Origin of the sequence: Thalassotalea sp. G20_0, assembly GCF_017744175.1 — a bacterium.
GTDB lineage: Bacteria > Pseudomonadota > Gammaproteobacteria > Pseudomonadales > Endozoicomonadaceae > Endozoicomonas.
This window is the reverse complement of sequence record NZ_JAGHQV010000002.1, coordinates 116,013-132,458: the sequence shown is the minus strand read 5'-3', so window position 1 is coordinate 132,458 and position 16,446 is coordinate 116,013. Positions and strand designations below refer to the sequence as shown.

General features: G+C 47.4%; 15 protein-coding genes and 1 pseudogene. 7 read left to right on the top strand and 9 right to left on the bottom strand.

All coding sequences use genetic code 11. The annotated features are described in order from the left end of the window. The first annotated feature begins 10 nt into the window (after positions 1 to 10). From malF to J7438_RS01765, 3 genes are all read left to right on the top strand, one after another. A complete protein-coding gene (gene malF, locus J7438_RS01775) occupies positions 11 to 1,567 on the top strand; it encodes a maltose ABC transporter permease MalF (protein WP_209275191.1) in 1,557 nt (518 codons plus the stop codon). 175 nt (positions 1,568 to 1,742) lie between these two features. After that, positions 1,743 to 2,633 (top strand): maltose ABC transporter permease MalG, encoded by an 891-nt coding sequence (gene malG, locus J7438_RS01770; protein ID WP_209201767.1) that lies wholly within the window; start codon positions 1,743 to 1,745, stop codon positions 2,631 to 2,633. A 111-nt stretch (positions 2,634 to 2,744) separates the two neighbouring features. After that, a complete protein-coding gene (locus J7438_RS01765; protein WP_209201766.1) occupies positions 2,745 to 3,881 on the top strand; it encodes an ABC transporter ATP-binding protein in 1,137 nt (378 codons plus the stop codon). Between the two features lie 393 nt (positions 3,882 to 4,274). Here the strand turns inward: J7438_RS01765 and J7438_RS01760 are convergent, their stop codons facing one another. The 5 genes and pseudogenes from J7438_RS01760 to J7438_RS01740 all read right to left on the bottom strand — a co-directional run bounded on the left by J7438_RS01760 (position 4,275) and on the right by J7438_RS01740 (position 7,199). Further along, positions 4,275 to 4,745 (bottom strand): hypothetical protein, encoded by a 471-nt coding sequence (locus J7438_RS01760; RefSeq protein ID WP_209275190.1) that lies wholly within the window; start codon positions 4,743 to 4,745, stop codon positions 4,275 to 4,277. A 25-nt stretch (positions 4,746 to 4,770) separates the two neighbouring features. After that, entirely contained in the window at positions 4,771 to 6,165 is a 1,395-nt protein-coding gene (locus J7438_RS01755; protein ID WP_209275189.1) for a hypothetical protein, read from the bottom strand. Between the two features lie 341 nt (positions 6,166 to 6,506). After that, a complete protein-coding gene (locus J7438_RS01750) occupies positions 6,507 to 6,719 on the bottom strand; it encodes a hypothetical protein (protein WP_209275188.1) in 213 nt (70 codons plus the stop codon). Positions 6,720 to 6,768: 49 nt separating this feature from the next. After that, positions 6,769 to 6,978, bottom strand: a pseudogene (locus J7438_RS28160) (IS110 family transposase); the annotation flags it as partial. Positions 6,979 to 6,992: 14 nt separating this feature from the next. After that, positions 6,993 to 7,199: a transposase gene (locus J7438_RS01740; protein ID WP_209275186.1), complete on the bottom strand. Its 207-nt coding sequence runs from the start codon at positions 7,197 to 7,199 to the stop codon at positions 6,993 to 6,995. 874 nt (positions 7,200 to 8,073) lie between these two features. On the opposite strand from J7438_RS01740, the gene J7438_RS01730 reads away from it, so the two are divergent. Beyond that, positions 8,074 to 8,802 (top strand): hypothetical protein, encoded by a 729-nt coding sequence (locus tag J7438_RS01730; RefSeq protein ID WP_209275185.1) that lies wholly within the window; start codon positions 8,074 to 8,076, stop codon positions 8,800 to 8,802. A gap of 617 nt (positions 8,803 to 9,419) precedes the next feature. On the opposite strand, the gene J7438_RS01725 is transcribed toward J7438_RS01730, so the two are convergent. The 4 genes from J7438_RS01725 to J7438_RS01710 all read right to left on the bottom strand — a co-directional run bounded on the left by J7438_RS01725 (position 9,420) and on the right by J7438_RS01710 (position 10,337). Further along, positions 9,420 to 9,659 carry a hypothetical protein gene (locus J7438_RS01725; protein ID WP_209275184.1) on the bottom strand — a complete coding sequence of 80 codons (240 nt, stop codon included), beginning with the start codon at positions 9,657 to 9,659 and terminating at the stop codon, positions 9,420 to 9,422. Next, positions 9,602 to 9,766, bottom strand: a complete 165-nt coding sequence (locus J7438_RS28155; protein ID WP_209275183.1) for a transposase — start codon at positions 9,764 to 9,766, stop codon at positions 9,602 to 9,604. The genes J7438_RS01725 and J7438_RS28155 overlap by 58 nt, the downstream gene beginning before the upstream one ends. Beyond that, positions 9,726 to 9,899 carry a hypothetical protein gene (locus tag J7438_RS01715; protein ID WP_209275255.1) on the bottom strand — a complete coding sequence of 58 codons (174 nt, stop codon included), beginning with the start codon at positions 9,897 to 9,899 and terminating at the stop codon, positions 9,726 to 9,728. The genes J7438_RS28155 and J7438_RS01715 overlap by 41 nt, the downstream gene beginning before the upstream one ends. Before the next feature lie 78 nt (positions 9,900 to 9,977). After that, entirely contained in the window at positions 9,978 to 10,337 is a 360-nt protein-coding gene (locus J7438_RS01710) for a hypothetical protein (RefSeq protein ID WP_209275182.1), read from the bottom strand. Positions 10,338 to 11,345: 1,008 nt separating this feature from the next. Here J7438_RS01710 and malQ point away from each other — a divergent pair. The 3 genes from malQ (at position 11,346) to J7438_RS01695 (ending at position 16,013) form a co-directional block, all read left to right on the top strand. Beyond that, the gene (malQ, locus tag J7438_RS01705) at positions 11,346 to 13,577 is read left to right on the top strand and encodes a 4-alpha-glucanotransferase (protein WP_209275181.1); all 2,232 of its coding nucleotides are present in this window, start codon (positions 11,346 to 11,348) and stop codon (positions 13,575 to 13,577) included. 54 nt (positions 13,578 to 13,631) lie between these two features. Further along, positions 13,632 to 14,123, top strand: a complete 492-nt coding sequence (locus J7438_RS01700; protein ID WP_209275180.1) for a DUF2244 domain-containing protein — start codon at positions 13,632 to 13,634, stop codon at positions 14,121 to 14,123. A 540-nt stretch (positions 14,124 to 14,663) separates the two neighbouring features. Further along, entirely contained in the window at positions 14,664 to 16,013 is a 1,350-nt protein-coding gene (locus tag J7438_RS01695) for a carbohydrate porin (RefSeq protein WP_209275179.1), read from the top strand. The last annotated feature ends 433 nt before the right edge of the window (positions 16,014 to 16,446 follow it).

Below are 16,446 nucleotides of genomic sequence, written 5' to 3'. Positions count from 1 at the left end.
CCAGCACCCCATGAGCACATCAAGAGCCAGCAACAGTAACGGTGCCTATCTGGTGATCGGTATTGTTGCCGTTATTGATCTGGTACTTTTATACGGTGTGACCTTGATGTATGCCCAGGGAGAACTGGCTTTTGCCATGCTCGTGCTGCTTCTCGCAGCGGTAGGTACATGGGTTGTTATCAGTAGAAAAGGGTACAACTATCGCTATGTTTACCCCAGCCTTCTGGGGATAATTACCTTTATCGTCTTTCCGCTGGTTTACACGGTCAATGTCGCCTTTACCAATTACAGCTCCAACCACCTGCTTTCTCTTGAACGGGTCAGGGCTATACACCTGGCAAAGACCTACCGTACGGGCGGCGAATCGTTTTCTTTCAAAATGTATCAGGAAGGCCCCAGCTTCCGGCTGATGCTGACCAGCGCTGCAGGCGGTGAGGCGCACTACCTGACCGAGCCATTTACCGAAAGTGACAAGCCTCAGGAGCTGAAAGCCTTTGAATCCATCCATGTGCCAACCGGAGCGGCCCTCCCTATCCGGGACGTCATCAAAAAGCGTTCGACCCTGCAGAAGCTGGATATTGTTCTGCCTGATGGCACTGAGCTGGCCATGACCAGTCTGAGAAAGTTCGGGGCTATTGCCAGGATTTATCGTCCCGATGACCACTCTGACCGGCAATACCCGGAACAAAGCCTTGCCCTAGTCGATAACCGCACGGGAGAGATCATCTATCCGGATATGGCTACGGGGTATTACACCAATGAAGCCGGTACCGAGCAGATGGGTCCCGGTTTCACCATCTATACGGGATGGGATAACTTTGTCCGGGTCTTTACTGACCCGGGTATTCAGGGACCTTTCCTGAAGATCTTTACCTGGACGGTTATTTTTGCCGGGCTTTCTGTCGCCTTCACACTGATCATCGGCCTGTTAATGGCCTGTCTGGTGCAATGGGAGCCGCTGAAAGGGAATGGTGTTTACCGGTTGCTGTTGATCCTGCCTTACGCGGTACCGGCTTTTATTTCCATCCTGATTTTCAGAGGGCTGTTTAACCAGAACTTTGGTGAAATCAACCTGCTACTGGATATGCTCTTCGGAATTAAACCAGAATGGTTCAGTAATGAGCTGCTGGCCAAATCCATGGTCATTATTGTCAACACCTGGCTGGGCTACCCCTACATGATGATCCTCTGTATCGGGCTGCTGAAAAGTATTCCGGATGATCTCTATGAAGCGTCGGCCATTGATGGCGCTTCACCGATCCAGAATCTTTTCCACATTACCATTCCGATGATCATCAAACCGCTGATTCCACTACTGATTGCCAGCTTTGCCTTTAATTTTAACAACCTGGTTCTGATCGCCCTGTTAACCGGTGGCGCTCCGGACATGCTCCACGCCACTACCCCGGCCGGAACTACGGATATCCTGGTGAGCTACACCTTCCGTATTGCCTTTGGCTCCTATGGCCAGGATTACGGTCTGGCCTCCGCGATTGCCACAGCGATCTTTCTGATGGTGGGCTTTATTGCCTGGGCAAACCTGACAGCAACACGACGATTGCAGTAATGCCGGGAACCATTTTTTTGAACCACAAAGACACCAAGACACAAAGCGCTTTTTGCAGACTTATTTTGATGCATTTATTCAACATCCTGAAGCTTTGGAAACGGGAAACATCTCTTCTCAGTGACTTTGTGCCTTTGTGGTAAAGCTTTTACGTAGCCATACAGGAGACTGTGTCATGGCAATGGTGCAACCAAGAAATCTGAAGTACCGGGTCTGGTCAGCCCGTATTGTGATGTGGCTTTTCCTGCTGATTATCCTGTTCCCTTTTTTCATGATTATCTCGGTTTCCCTGCGCACCGGTAACTTTGCCACGGGCTCTTTGATTCCTCAAAACCCCAGCCTTGAACACTGGTATCTGGCACTGGGTATCCCCTGGGAGAATGCCGATGGCTCTATTACCCAACCACCGTTTCCGGTGCTGACCTGGCTGTGGAACTCCATCAAGGTCGCCATCACCAGCTCTGCCCTGATATTGATTCTGGCGACAACCGGTGCCTATGCCTTTGCCCGGCTGCGGTTCCGGTTTAAACAACAGATGCTGACGGCCATGATGATCCTGCAGATGTTCCCGGCCGTCCTTGCGCTTGTTGCCATCTACTCACTGTTTGACAAGATTGGTGACTACATCCCCTGGCTCGGTCTGGATAGCCTGGGTTCCGTCACAATCGCCTACCTGGGAGGCATGGCACTGCATATCTGGCTGATCAAAGGGTACTTTGAAACCATCGATAACTCTCTGGAAGAAGCAGCGGCTATTGATGGGGCAACGCCCTGGCAGGCATTCCGTTTTGTGCTGTTGCCGCTGTCCGTTCCCATTCTGGCGGTTGTTTTTATCCTGGCATTTATCGCCAGTATTGCCGAATACCCGGTGGCATCCGTGCTACTCCAGAGTATGGATAATCTCACCCTTGCGGTGGGCTCAAGGCAGTACCTGAACCCACAGAACTATTTATGGGGCGACTTTGCCGCTGCCGCTGTGCTCTCCGGTTTTCCCATTACCATTATTTTCCTTGCCTGCCAGCGCTGGATCGTCGGAGGACTAACATCGGGCGGTGTCAAAGGTTAAAAAAAACGCCGCCCGCCGCCTGCTTCCCGCTGCCCGTAAAAGCGTAAGCAAATCCGGCTTTTGCGGGCAACGGGCAACGGGCGGCGGGCAGCGATCTGTTAAAGGTGTCCTATGGCAGAAGTTAGACTCGTCAACATTGCGAAAAGTTATGACCAGGGGCAAACCTGGACTCTGAAAGATATCAACCTGAACATTGGTGATGGTGAATTTATCGCGTTCATCGGCCCATCCGGTTGTGGCAAGTCAACGCTGCTGAGGATGATCTGTGGACTGGAAGATATCACCAGCGGTGAGCTGAGCATTGATGGCGAGAAGGTGAATGACTGGCCACCCAATGAGCGGCGTGTGGGCATGGTCTTCCAGTCTTACGCCCTCTATCCCCACATGTCCGTTGCCGAAAACATGGCGTTTGGCCTGAAGCTGGCCAGGGCACAAAAAAGCGTTGTTGATGAGAGGGTTGATGAAGCCGCCCGCATCCTGCAACTGCAGGCACTGCTGGAGCGTAAACCCAAAGCCATGTCCGGAGGCCAACGACAGCGGGTTGCTATTGGCCGTTCCATTGTGCAACAGCCCAGGGTCTTTCTGTTTGATGAGCCTCTGTCGAACCTTGATGTCGCCCTGCGTGTCCAGATGAGGCAGGAGATCGCCAGATTACATCGCCGACTGAAAACCACCTCCATCTACGTCACCCATGATCAGGTGGAAGCCATGACCCTGGCGGATCAGATTGTGGTATTGAGCCCCCTGGCACAAGGCGCGGCCAGCAACCTTGAGCAGGTGGGCAAACCGCTGGAACTTTATCACCATCCGGCCAACCTGTTCGTTGCCGGTTTTATTGGCTCACCCAAAATGAACTTCTTTGACGGCGTCATTGAAAAAAATGGAGAACAAGAGACGCATGTTCGTCTGACCACAGGCGAAACACTGAAAGCCTGTGTCGATACCAGCAAAGCCGATCCGGGCTCCCGTGTTGTGTTAGGGATTCGACCGGAACATACCCTGGCGGAGACCGACAATGGCAATGCCGTTGATGGACGTATTGAAGCACTGGAGCGCCTGGGTGCCGAGTCATTTATCTATATGGGCCACGACACCATTCGAGAGCATTTTATTGTGCGGGTAGAAGACTCCCTTCGCCGGGAAGAAGGCAGTAAAATACGTATCGAGCTGTCACCTGAGCATTGTTATCTGTTCGATGCCAACGGCGTTGCCTTTCGCCGAACCCGGGCACCGGAAATTGATCAATAACCACTGACCCTGGTACATCATTTCGATGAGTTTGATGTGTAAAATCTCCGTTCACCCTGAGCGTCCTTCGACCCCGCTCAGGATGCACGGTCGAAGGTTGATTGGCACAGTATTCAGGGTAAGTAGACAAATTGCCCGAATAATCAAGAAATATCCGGATCAGGAGGGAGAAGGTAGAGGGAGGACTGGTTACTCTTACAGGTCGTTAAAATCCGCTATTTTAGCCTATTCCCATATTTGTCGTATCCGTACTGATGCAGTACATGCTCACGGGGTTTATGCTGTCTCGGTCTGGATGCATTCTGTGGGTCAACTGTCATCCAGCGTTTAAACAGATGAATAATTAATGGAGATAACACTATCAACACAATCACAATGATATCAAACATTGTATCAAATCTTCAGTTTACGAATGGGCATTCTACCATCAAGAGCCACAAGCATTGCACCGTCTTCATCAATGGATACATCGCCACGGTCATTAACATCATCAATCACACCAGCCTCTCCCTTGACAAGACGAATATATGTTTTCGCACCTTGGGTAATCATCTCGGCATGATGACGACGCTCAGCCATACCAGGTGATTTCTGATTACTTTCTGGCCAAGCTTCGATAGCCTTATCGGACCAGAGAATCAAAGCATACGTCTTGCCGTTTATTTTCCGACGCTTTTCGTTCCAACATGTCAACATAACAGAATTATCAGGACGGGCAGCTCCCCAACTCCAACGGTAATTTTTGAGAGGTGCACCAAGAAGTTCATAGAATACTTTGTTAGAAATAGTTGCCATTTTCTGAGCATAGCTTTTCAGTGATGCCAGCGTGCCAATGGCCCGATAGAAACGATTATTACATTGCATGGTTTAAATCCATTCCTCTCTTCTATCAAACGTCCCATGTGTAATCCTTTCCATAATAATAATGCTTGAGTAATTGCATTCCAACGAGACTATGAGCTTCTCTATAGTATGATGGGTCTGGATTATGACAACATTTAGTATTTGGCTTTTGATGAAGGTTTATCTCTTGGATTCTCTTTGAAGCGGCTCTTAAAAAAGCATCTTTAGAGTGCTCTGTCACAAAGAAACAACCATTGTCACCTTCCCAGGAAACAACTTCATCATCAGGTTTCAATAGAGAATGATAGTCAGAGGAAATTTTTACGATCTGTTTTGATAGATATTGATAATTCAATTTTGCTTTACCACTTAAAATATAATCAAATAGCTTTCTCGCTTTCTCCTTAGACCATTTTTTTGAATTATTTTTATTTAAGTAAGGAAAATCAGAGAAAAATGACCTATGCGCCTTTAAACGCTCTCTATCATAATCAGATAGTTCTTCTACAAACCAATCACCACAATGAAAGGTGATGAGTGGCAATTTTTTTGCCATTATTGGCAGAGTAAACATCCCATGTCTAGCTAATATATAAGGTGGTTTGGATAACCATTGATTATCAATATCTGAATAAAACAAATGATTAACGCCGAGCTTTTCTAAACGATCAGCCAGTTGGGGTTTGTTTTCAGACTTTGCCTTATCCATGCAAAAACTTATAGTCTTAGTAATGTTTTGAGATACAACAATTCTAATAGAATCCAAAAACCTAACGTCCATAGATGAAGCATATTCCTTTAATTCTATTGGGAATTCTAGCTGTAGGTCTGTTTCCAAAGAGACACATAAGATATTATCATGTTTTTTAAATTCACCCTTCATCTGATCAATTTGAGATTCTCTTAGCTTCATATCTGAAAACACTATAAGCAGTGGGATATCATTTTTACTGAGTTCAGTTCCTTCTTCTAATATCCTTTGAACATAATTCATCCCCTGGTATTTTTCAGGATTATTCAAGCCATTAAATATGGTGGTACCATGCAGTGCGACCCATGTGTGAAAGACCGGACATGGAGGGCATACCTTTAAATCCATAGCAGTGGCTTTCTCTAATGAATCAATACCTGAAAACTGTAAACTATCAGCCATGTTTTTCCAGGAGTCCTCATCAATTGAATCATGAAGCGTGGGATCTACAGTGAGGACTATATTTTTTGCAAGGTCGATGTAGTGATTATCCTTATCTTTTTCGATCATAACCTCAGAAATGCACCTTGATGAAAGCCCCATATTTCCACAATTAATTTCTTTGTGTCCTGCTGCGCCTGGAAGATACTTCTTATCATCACTATTTGTAGATAAGCTGTTTGCCTCCATTTTAGAGTGTTCTGGGGTATATGCCCCTGGCAACAGGGACGGGTTTACTAATTGATCCAAGTCTTTATTCCTTCATAATTTTAAGTATTTTGAGCCTTATAACTTGTTGGTAGCAAATTATTGCTAACAAGTGTGTAAGAATGCCTAACAAAAAATTCCCGAAACATTGAGATTGAAAGCTGGAGGCGAGATAAGGTGAAACAAGGCGGATTACAGGATAACGGATTACAGGACATCCAAAGAATCTAAAGCCAAAATAACCAAATATCACGACCGGGAGTATCCAAAAAATCAGTTTTTTTGTCGGTAATCAATGTCCAGAAAGGACAAAGGCAATCAGCGCTTTGATAAAACATCATTTATGAGCAGCCAGGCTGCTCAGGACTTGGGGAAAGCAGGGGTCATATATGCTCCGCCCCGCATTGCAAGGAAAAGTTTTCCATCATGACTAAAGAGTTTAGCAATAGTTTGCAAGCTTCATTATTGGCTGCAATGGTTTCGAGCTTTTGTTCAAGCTTTTCTACTCGCTCGTCCAGGTGTTTCATCTCTTCGTACAGTTCACTGAGAAGTTCACGGAACAACACTGTTAAACCGTTTTCAGCATCTTCCAGCACCAGGGGGATCTGTTTACGAATGAAGGCTATGCACTTGGGAATAATGACCCTGTATTAACAAACCTCTGATCTGGTTACCCAATGCAGTCCTTCTGGCCACGGCCTGGCTGCGTATTCTGTGCAGGCTCTGAATATCCTGCTGCTCAATCGTTTTGGTTGGTACAAAGCACATGCTGGGCCGTTGCATTGCTTCACAGATAGCCTCAGCATCAGCAGCATCATTCTTGTTTGACTTTACGTAAGGTTTTACGAACTGGGGGCCATAATAAGTAGTTAACCTCCACAAGTTTCCATGCCAATAGCGCATTGAGGCAGATTAGCAATAAAGGGCAAGAGTGCTTTGCGATTAAGTTTCTTTTTGATAACCACATGACCTTTGGCATCAACACCATGTAGCTGGAAACTCTTTTTGCTCAGATCAATTCCGAGAAAAGCAACCTGGCCTTTTTGATTAGTTCCTGATTTGTTAACCTTGCCCATGGATGGTCGCAGGCTTTCAGACGCTATCAGGTAGGAAAATCCGCTTTAAGCAATCCGGGTAGTTATGGAGCTGATTAGATGAACGGCTTTGGCCTGCAATAGCAATAAAATTCAATAATTACTGGCAAGAAAAGAGAGGATAATTTGTAACTGTTCAGCACCCCTCACCTAAATCTGGAATTTTCTGATTTTTATACCAAACTCTCAAGCAATATTTTTTACCAACATTTGCCAACATGGTTCCACAGTCACCTGCAACTTTATCGACTGAGGTTCTCTTGAAAGAGAATACGCAGCTTCGCATAAGATTTGCCTGCCTGGAAGAACGATGTAGAGAATTGGAAGACAGGGTTGGCAAAATCAAAACAACAGTAAGCCACCACCGTCTGATGAAATTACTCAGTCTTTCCTGACATTATTGCAAGGGCTTTAAGATCACCGATATGCAGCGAATGCCGGGGGGTTATCAGTGAACGAATTGAGAAGATTTATGACCACTTACTTCAGCGTGCTTTAACAGTCGCCTAGTCGCCTATATGGAGAAACATCGGCAAGGGCCTGGGCGTAAAAAAAATCAAACATACCAAAGCCTACGACCTGTTTAAACGACTCATTGAGTTCAAAACTGAAACATTGCGCTTAATGTCAGATTTTACAACCCCCTTCGACAACGATGGCAACGAACAGGATGTTCGAATGGCCAAATTAAAGCAGAAAATCTCAGGCTGCTACAGAAATCGGAGCTATTTGTCGTCAGCTACTTATGGGTATATACCAGTCTCTACTTAAAGCTGTTCAGAATTACAGTAATATGCCTTTGCTGGGTGCTGAACAATTACGAGGAAACTTACCTTGCAATTTTGAGGATTAAACAGTGCAAAGCCTTATCTCATCATTTAGACACGCAACTTCTATGTCAATCAGCAGCAATGAACTAAACAGGCTTCAGAGCGACCTGAGTTATACAGGAACCCGGCGAGATCAAGCGGTAGAGAAAATCAACAGCAACAAATTTGGCCGCAGGATAGGAAAAACAAACAATACAGAAAAGCAAAACACTATTCGCACGTTGTCTCGTGAGGCCAATACACATAATGTCCCCATGGGTAAACGCTATGTTGCCACTGACACAAAAACTATACTGCGCACCGAAGGACTGACATATTGCACAGGAATAGGACTCCTGGATAAATTCGACCAAAACAACGGCTACTATCAAAACAGAAGCCTGATGCATTTGATTGGAGGAAGCATTGATGATACCGGTCTGATTCTGGCAGATCCTAATCCCGCCAGTTTAATCAATGAATTTCTTGAACGTTCCACCACAGAAAACCCGGGCAAGGCAATCTTGACTTTTGGAGAAGCAAACAGCAGTGACTATATGAGAGCAATGCTCCTGAGACAAGATCTGAATGGTGCACAACCATTAATCAGCCTGCTTTCGGCATCTGACATTGACTGCCAGATAGTAACCTCACCCCAAGTATCCATTGAACCTGACGGCACCATATCAATATCTTCTATACCTCAAGCAAGAATCCTGAATGAGCGAGAGGTTATAAATCTAAAAAAACTGGCAACGGATGATGATCCAACTTAAAAGTCAATATATCCAAAAGTTGGATAGTCGCACGAATGTTTTTTTCTCAGGGATAAAAAACGATAATCATCACAGTGCGATCACGCAATGTTATATGGGGGCTCTGCCAAGTTTGCGGCGAACGCCCTGCCAGCCATATATTTGTCGCAGTATTATCATCAACATGGCTATCTAAAGAGACCATTGATGCCTTCGCTGATCACCAGAGCAGGAAAAAAATTCATCAAAACAGGTGACTGTCTTATAAAGACAGTCACCCGATATATAAATTGCTTACCGAAGAAAGCAGGGGTCATATATGGTCCGCCCCGCGATGCAAGGGAAAGTTGTCACAATGGCTTTTAAAGAGTAATGCTTCCATTCTCTTAATAAAGAGACCGGCCTTTGGGGTGAGGTCTCAATGCCTCTGGCCCTGATGGAATCCGCTCACTCCCACCTCATCAGGTCTTCGGCCTCTTCGGGCCCTGCCCCCGGTCAGGTTCAAGGGAGTGCAGGTCTTACCTTTTATGCCAACATTTGAACTTTATCCACGCAACTCGTTGCAGGCTTCTTACACTGATTAACCGCTTTTGCTTTTCTTTTCTAACGACAAATGTTTAATAGTTTGATGCCGATGCTCATGCTGCTGCCTTGTACGACTCTTTCTTGGTTAACACAGCCCAGGCAATGCGAGCGTTTTTATTGGCAACAGCTACTGCTGATATATTCTTGCCCTTGCACTGATCAAGCTCTTTAATCCAATTATTACGGCGATCGTCGTGTTTGTCGGCTACCCTGACAACGGTTTTGCCACCGTGTATCAACAGGGTTCGCAGGTAGGTATCGCCCCGTTTGCTGATCCCCAGCAACGTGGGCACGCTACCGGTCGATTGACCAAGCCCAGCCAGGCAGCCATTTCCCTGCCATTTTTAAATGCTGATATATCACCAATCGCAGCAAACAGTGCCGTAGCACTGAGCAACATCTTTTAGCCGGGAAATTCCTGCTTCAATACCTGCCCGGAAGCGAAAGAGCGTTTTATACACATACTGACTTTTAGTCATCTCTTCGACTTCAAGTCCACGTTTTTTATTAAAAGCCACATCGCTGATTCCCATGGCTTTGGCTTTTTACAAATTTGCGCGACACGCGTATCCGCCGTGACTGCTTGTCTGGCGAGGTACACGTCCATAAAGTTATTTTTGTCTTTCCATCATCGGAATGAATCGGTCAGAATCCGCTGGACTACCTTCCTTGATAACCAGATCCGGGATCAATCGACTTTTTCCCTGAACCAGGTTCAGTTTATGGCCATACTGCACTTGCCGCCTGTCTTTTACGATGATATCCGTATGGGGTTCATACAGGCTAACCACTTTCTCCCGGGCTGGCATCTTTTCACCCTTCAAGACCCTGCGCTCTGTCTGAGAGACTATTGCATCCACCAGGGGCAACCGGTGATCCACATCAGCCTGCCATTTTTCGGCATCATCAGCCAGGAGACACTGCCCCTGCTGACGGGCGTCTGCAAGCTTGAAAGTTGCTACGATATGCACCTTCCGGGATTTTCGGGTCAACTGCAGCAGTTTTTTATAATGCTGATGCCGTTCTTCTTTACCAGAGTAGATGCAGTAAGGAGGCTGATGAGCCCATGCAAACTGGAGCGACTGGGGTGCTGGTTTGGTTCGAGGCGACAAAAGTCTCGAAAGAGCATGGAGTCCATCAAAACAAACGACAAGTAGTCATAATCACAATTCAAATACTGTTTCAGGAGTGCCGCACGAAGAACGGATTCTGCTGATAGTCCGTTCCGCCCAGTGTTCTGTTTATCACCAGAACTTAAGTCCTCATAAATCCAGTCATTGAACTGTGGATGGGCATCAAGCCATTGCGAGATACCGGAAAGCTGGGAGCAGATTTCATGAGGTACGTAATGGAGTTCCATACTACACTGCGGGTTGTGTTTTTGGACGAGAACCAGTTAACCAAATGACTTTCCCCAGGAGGCTATGGTCAGAAAACCGGATTATCAATTTCCGACAAGAGCATCAGGCATCCAGTAGAATGTTCTCTTCCTGTTGATATTCCAACAGCTCATCCAACCGATCCTGTGCATGTGTTGATCAGCGGTTCCATCTCCTGCTCTTGCCCGGTAAGGAATTGTCCTGAAATATCTTCCATATTTCTACAGACGCTGCCCGCTGCACGCCTCCCGCTTCCCGAAAATCCGGAACCGCTTGTGCTTATGCGGGCAGCGGGCGGCGACATTTTCCCGGACTGAGTAAAATGATGAAGTTATTCTGGGACAAACCCTTAGAGCGGCAAAGGACAAGCGAGAACGGGAGCATGTTTATGAAATATCCGGGTTAGGGTCAGCTTTGGGTGTATCCAGCAATTCTTCACCAAACTCAATAAGCTGTTCATTATAAGCCACTCTGATTGGGAGTACCTGACCATTAAATCAATTCAGATACCGTCTATACTATTTTCACTAATATCCGCCCCCCGCCGTCATCAACGGTTATGTTTCGTTACCCCTGAAGTTACCCATAAAAGAGTCCACCATGCACGAGATAAAGCAGATTGATGCTCTGGCCCAGCTTTGTGGTATTCCCGCCCATTATATTGATGCAGCTGGCAATCCAGTCACCATTGAGACGGACTATAAACGCAATGCGTTAAAAGCCATGGGTATTGCCGCCGGTAACGAGCTGGAAGTCCAGGCCTCAATCGACAGCATGCTCCGAAAGCAATGGTCATCATTGATTCCTATTGTTCACGTGGTTCATTGCGGAGAGCTTTTTACGGTTCCCGTTCAGGTTGATGAAGCCCATCGGAATAAATCGCTACATGGTGAAATCATTCTGGAAGACAGCCGCTCAATACCCCTCGCCATAAACCTGTCAGAACTTCCGGAACAAGACAGGCTCTCGGTGGATCAACAGGAGCGGATCCGGCTGCTCTGCCCTTTGCCGGAAGATCTTCCTGCAGGCTACCATGAGCTATCCGTTGCCCTGGAATCCCATCAGGAAAGTTGCCGCCTGATCGTCGCACCACAGACCTGCTATGAACCAAATATCCTCAGTTTTGAACAACCCGGCCCTACCGAAAAAATCTGGGGCGTCAGTGTGCAACTCTATACCCTTCGCTCAGAAAACAACTGGGGAATGGGGGATTTCAGTGACCTTAAGCAGCTGGTGAACAAACTCGGGCCACAAGGGGCTGATATTGTCGGCCTGAATCCAATTCATTCGCTCTACCCGTCCAACCCTCTGCATTGCAGCCCTTACAGCCCGTCGAGCCGGAATTTTATTAACCCACTGTATATCGATGTTACGGCGCTGAAGGAGTTTCAGAATTCAGCGGAAATACAGCAACATGTGAACAGTGACGACTTTCTGCGTCAGTTACAGAAAGCCAGGGACAGCTCACATGTGGAGTATGACCGGGTTGCCTCGCTGAAATTTTCTGTTCTGGAAATGGCTTTCAACTTTTTTGAGAAACACGCTTCTGGTCAAAAAGCTTCTGGTCAAAAAGAGAGCGCCAACCAATCCTGCAAGTCAGCGGACTTTGGCCATTACTGTGAAGAAAAAGGGCAAGACCTCGAACTTCAGGCCACCTATGAAGCCCTCTTTGAGCACTTCAGATCCAGAGATATCCATAGCTGGGGCTGGAACTGCTGGCCTGCGGACTATCAGGCCCCTGACAGCCCAAAGGTAAAGGATTTTGTTGCCCGATCAAAAGAACGAATTCGATTTTATATGTACCTGCAGTGGCTGGCCGAGCAACAACTGGTTGAGGCCCAGCAGGCCGCCCTTGAGTCCGGAATGCGTGTCGGTATTTACCGGGACCTTGCCGTAGGCGTAGACCGGGGCGGAGCCGATGTCTGGGCCCACCGTGACGACTATGTTCTCAATGCCAGCGTCGGCGCTCCCCCCGATACCGTTGCGCCACAGGGGCAGAACTGGGGACTCCCGCCCTTCAACCCAAACAGGCTGCGGGAGCAGGCGTATGCACCATTTATAGATATGGTTTATGCCAATATGCAGCACTGCGCTGCACTGCGGATTGATCATGTGATGGGAATACTCCGGCTCTGGTGGTGTCCGCCGGATAAAACCGCAGACTATGGCGTGTACGTTAATTATCCATTTAATGACCTGCTAGGCATCATTAAACTGGAAAGCCAGCGACAGCAATGCCTGATTTTTGGTGAAGACCTGGGGACCGTACCGCCGGAAATAGAAGCAGCGCTGCCACCAGCCCATTGCTACTCCAATGAAGTGGTGCTCTTTTCCAGGGTCGAAGATCATTTTCTGGCACCAGAAAAGTACAAATCGCGAGCCCTGACCTGTATTTCCAATCACGATATTCCCACGCTCAGGGCCTGGTGGAACTGTAATGACCTTGATCTACGACAGGAGCTGGGTATCTACGACTGGGCCAGAACAGAGCAGGAAAAAGTTGCACGCCATGAAGACAAACTGGCTCTGCTCAACACACTTGCCGATATTGGCGAAGCGCCTCATGGCGTAGACCCCAGTGATTTAAATTCTATGGGCTATAGCCGGGAACTGATGGAAAAGATCCATTACTACCTGGGCAAAACCGCATCCAAAATCATTGTTATCCAGCTGGAAGATGTGCTTGAACTGGATACACCGGTGAATGTTCCCGGAACCAGCAGCGAGTACCGTAACTGGAGCCGCAAACTGACCCGCACTATCAGCGAGATATTTGCCAGTGAGGAAAACCGGGTGTTGTTCAAAAATCTTGGGCTGACCCGCAAGGCCTGAACACAATAACTGACTACAATGTCAGTAATAATGGGTAATTAGATATGAGGAGTAATGGTAACGATAAACTTCCCCCCTAAAAGCATGGATGGCAGGATACTTCTGGAGCCCAATAACTCCATGAGCTGGCGGCAGAATCTGCTGTTACTGGGGCTGATAACCTTAGTGTCCCTGGCCATCGCTGCTGGCTTCTTTCTGGCAGGCGCTAAAGTTATCCTGCCTTTTTCCATACTGGAAGTGACTGCCCTGTTTGCCGGTATTTATTACTGTGCATGGCAACGTCAGCGGAAAGAGCTGATCACTTTTCAGGAGCATCAGGTCACCATTCAAAAGGGCTTTTATACACCACTGAGCACTCACCATTATCACCGCCTATGGTGTCAATTGATCATTCGTGAGGCAACTCATCCATGGCAAGCACCCTCCATTCATATTCGCTCTCACGGCAAGGAATTGGAGCTGGGATCTTTTCTGAACCGGCAGGATAAGCTGATCTTGATTGAGCGCCTGAAAAAACTGTTCAGCAACGCTTACATGTCTCAGTAAATTCAGAAAAACAGCTCATACGGAGAACATTTTTTTTGCCCATCTCCAGACCCTGAACTAAATTCTTAAAAGGCTCTGGCTAGCGAGGTGGCTGTCCGAGAATAGCGCCCGTAGCGAGGATGGCAGCGCATTTTAACTTCACTCAGCTAGCAGGGTATGACTTTCAACGCTTGGCTGTATTAGTAGATTTTTCATTGTGCCTGATGTTTTCCTTGGCACCGGGCCGGTGAACGTACGCAGCTGAGCAGCATTGAAAATCTGAGCAACACACAGATAACTAACCAGGATGAACCTCAACCTTCCGTCGAGACTGTGTTAAATCATTAAACACAATTCAATTTATACGACGTTCCTATTACTTATTTTACTGCATGGACAGCGGGCCTTGTTTTTTCAACACAAACTAACGAATGGCTACCTGCTTTACCTGTTTGCCGGTTTTCAATTTCGCGGCCACTTAATCAGCATCATGCTTGCCCTGACAACATGACGCTGGAGGAAGCTGGAGCCATAGCAACACACACATGAAGGTAACTGGTTGTGACCAAAAATCTACGCATTCTGCCTCTGGCTGGTGCCATCGCTCTGCTATCCGGCAACGCTATGGCCAATGAAGCTCCTGAACCGACCGATATTTTGACCGATGGTTGGGAGGTAAATGGCTACATTCGTGCCAGCTGGCGGGTGGATGAAAACGGTACCTCTACCAGCAATGAATATGGCAAGCCTGACTACAACCTGGCGGCTACTACCGGCAAAAATCCGAACCAGGTAGAGTTCAATATCAGCAAGAACACCGCGTTCCAGAACGGCGTCTGGTCGCAGCTCGGTGTTCGTGCGGAATACGGCAATGGTGACTCCAGCTTTTACTCCTCCACTGGTAGTGAAGACAGCAACAACAGAAATGAAGGCCCCTTTGAAGTCAAAGAAGCCTATCTCCGTCTGGGGGGCTTGAGCTATCTGCCAGAAGATGCCGACATCTGGGCGGGTCGTCGCTTCCTGAACCGTGCAGCTGGCCTGCTCTCCGGTGAATTCTGGAAGCAGTCTTCCGGTGTTGGCTTTGGTTATGAGCAGAACAGCAGCGGTATTGCGGTTGTTTCTGTAGACCCTGGTGAAAAGGCCGACAAACCGGATGGCAAGACCCTCCACTCTATAGACCTTTATAGCTACAATCACGAAGCGCTCGGTGGCAGCTTTAACTTTGATGTCAAATTCATGATGGCCGGAGATAAAGATAAGTACACTGATAAGGAAGCCACTGACGGCATTGGTGCTGCTATCACTTACAACGGTAACTACTACGGGCTCGATGGCTGGACTACCACAGCCCTGGCCTATGGCAGGGGTTTAGCGGCCAACCGGGGTGTAAACTTTGGTCAATGGAGTGGTGGCACATCCACAGTTGATAGCGATAAGGGTAATAGTATCTTTTTTACTTCCTACGGTGTTTTGAATATCAATGATCGTTGGCAGATGGCTTCTGAAGTCACCTACCTGCACGGTGAGAAGATCTGGGGCCTGGGATCAAACCCGAATGCTGACGGTGATACCGTTGATCGTTTGCTGATTGCCCTGCGCCCTTCCTACATGGTTAACGATAACTTCCGCTGGGAGTTCACCGCTTCTTACGGCTTCGAGAAAGACTACTGGGGTGATATAAATCTCGGTGTTGGCAATGTAGAGAACAAAACTAATATCTACGCCGCTGAAATTGCAGCAGTATTTACGGTGAACTCCGATTACTTCGGCCGACCACAGATCAAACCGTTCGTTACTTTCATGAGCAAAGACTCAAGCAACGAAATTATTGACAAAGATGGCTGGGGTGAGAAGTATGGCAAAGACAAGAGCACCTACCAGTTCGGTGTAGAAGGAGAAATCTGGTTTTGATCCACTGAATGTAAGTTGGACAATTCCCTCGTTCCCGTGCTCTGCATAAAAAGCACCTTTGTTACCACCTCCGATGGGCCACCTTTGATGCCCAGACGAAGATTGGGTGAAGGGGTTGGCCCTGAAATAACTTCCCAGTTCCATTCACCCCGAGCCTCCTTCGACTCCGCTCAGGATGAACGGATGAAGGTAAGCAATGATTCTTAAATTATTGGGACATTTTGAACCTGGACTCCGTTCATCCTGAGCGGAGTCGAAGGATGGCTGGCACGATGGATGAGGCCGGAGTTCACGCCCTTCGACAGGCTCAGGACGAACGAAGTTTTGAGACTCAGAAATGTACAAATTATTTCGTGACGATTCCATTCGAGCTCAGAGTTCAACCCAACACCCTCCTACGCCCATGTCGGCTCCCCTTAACAGCGAACCGGAC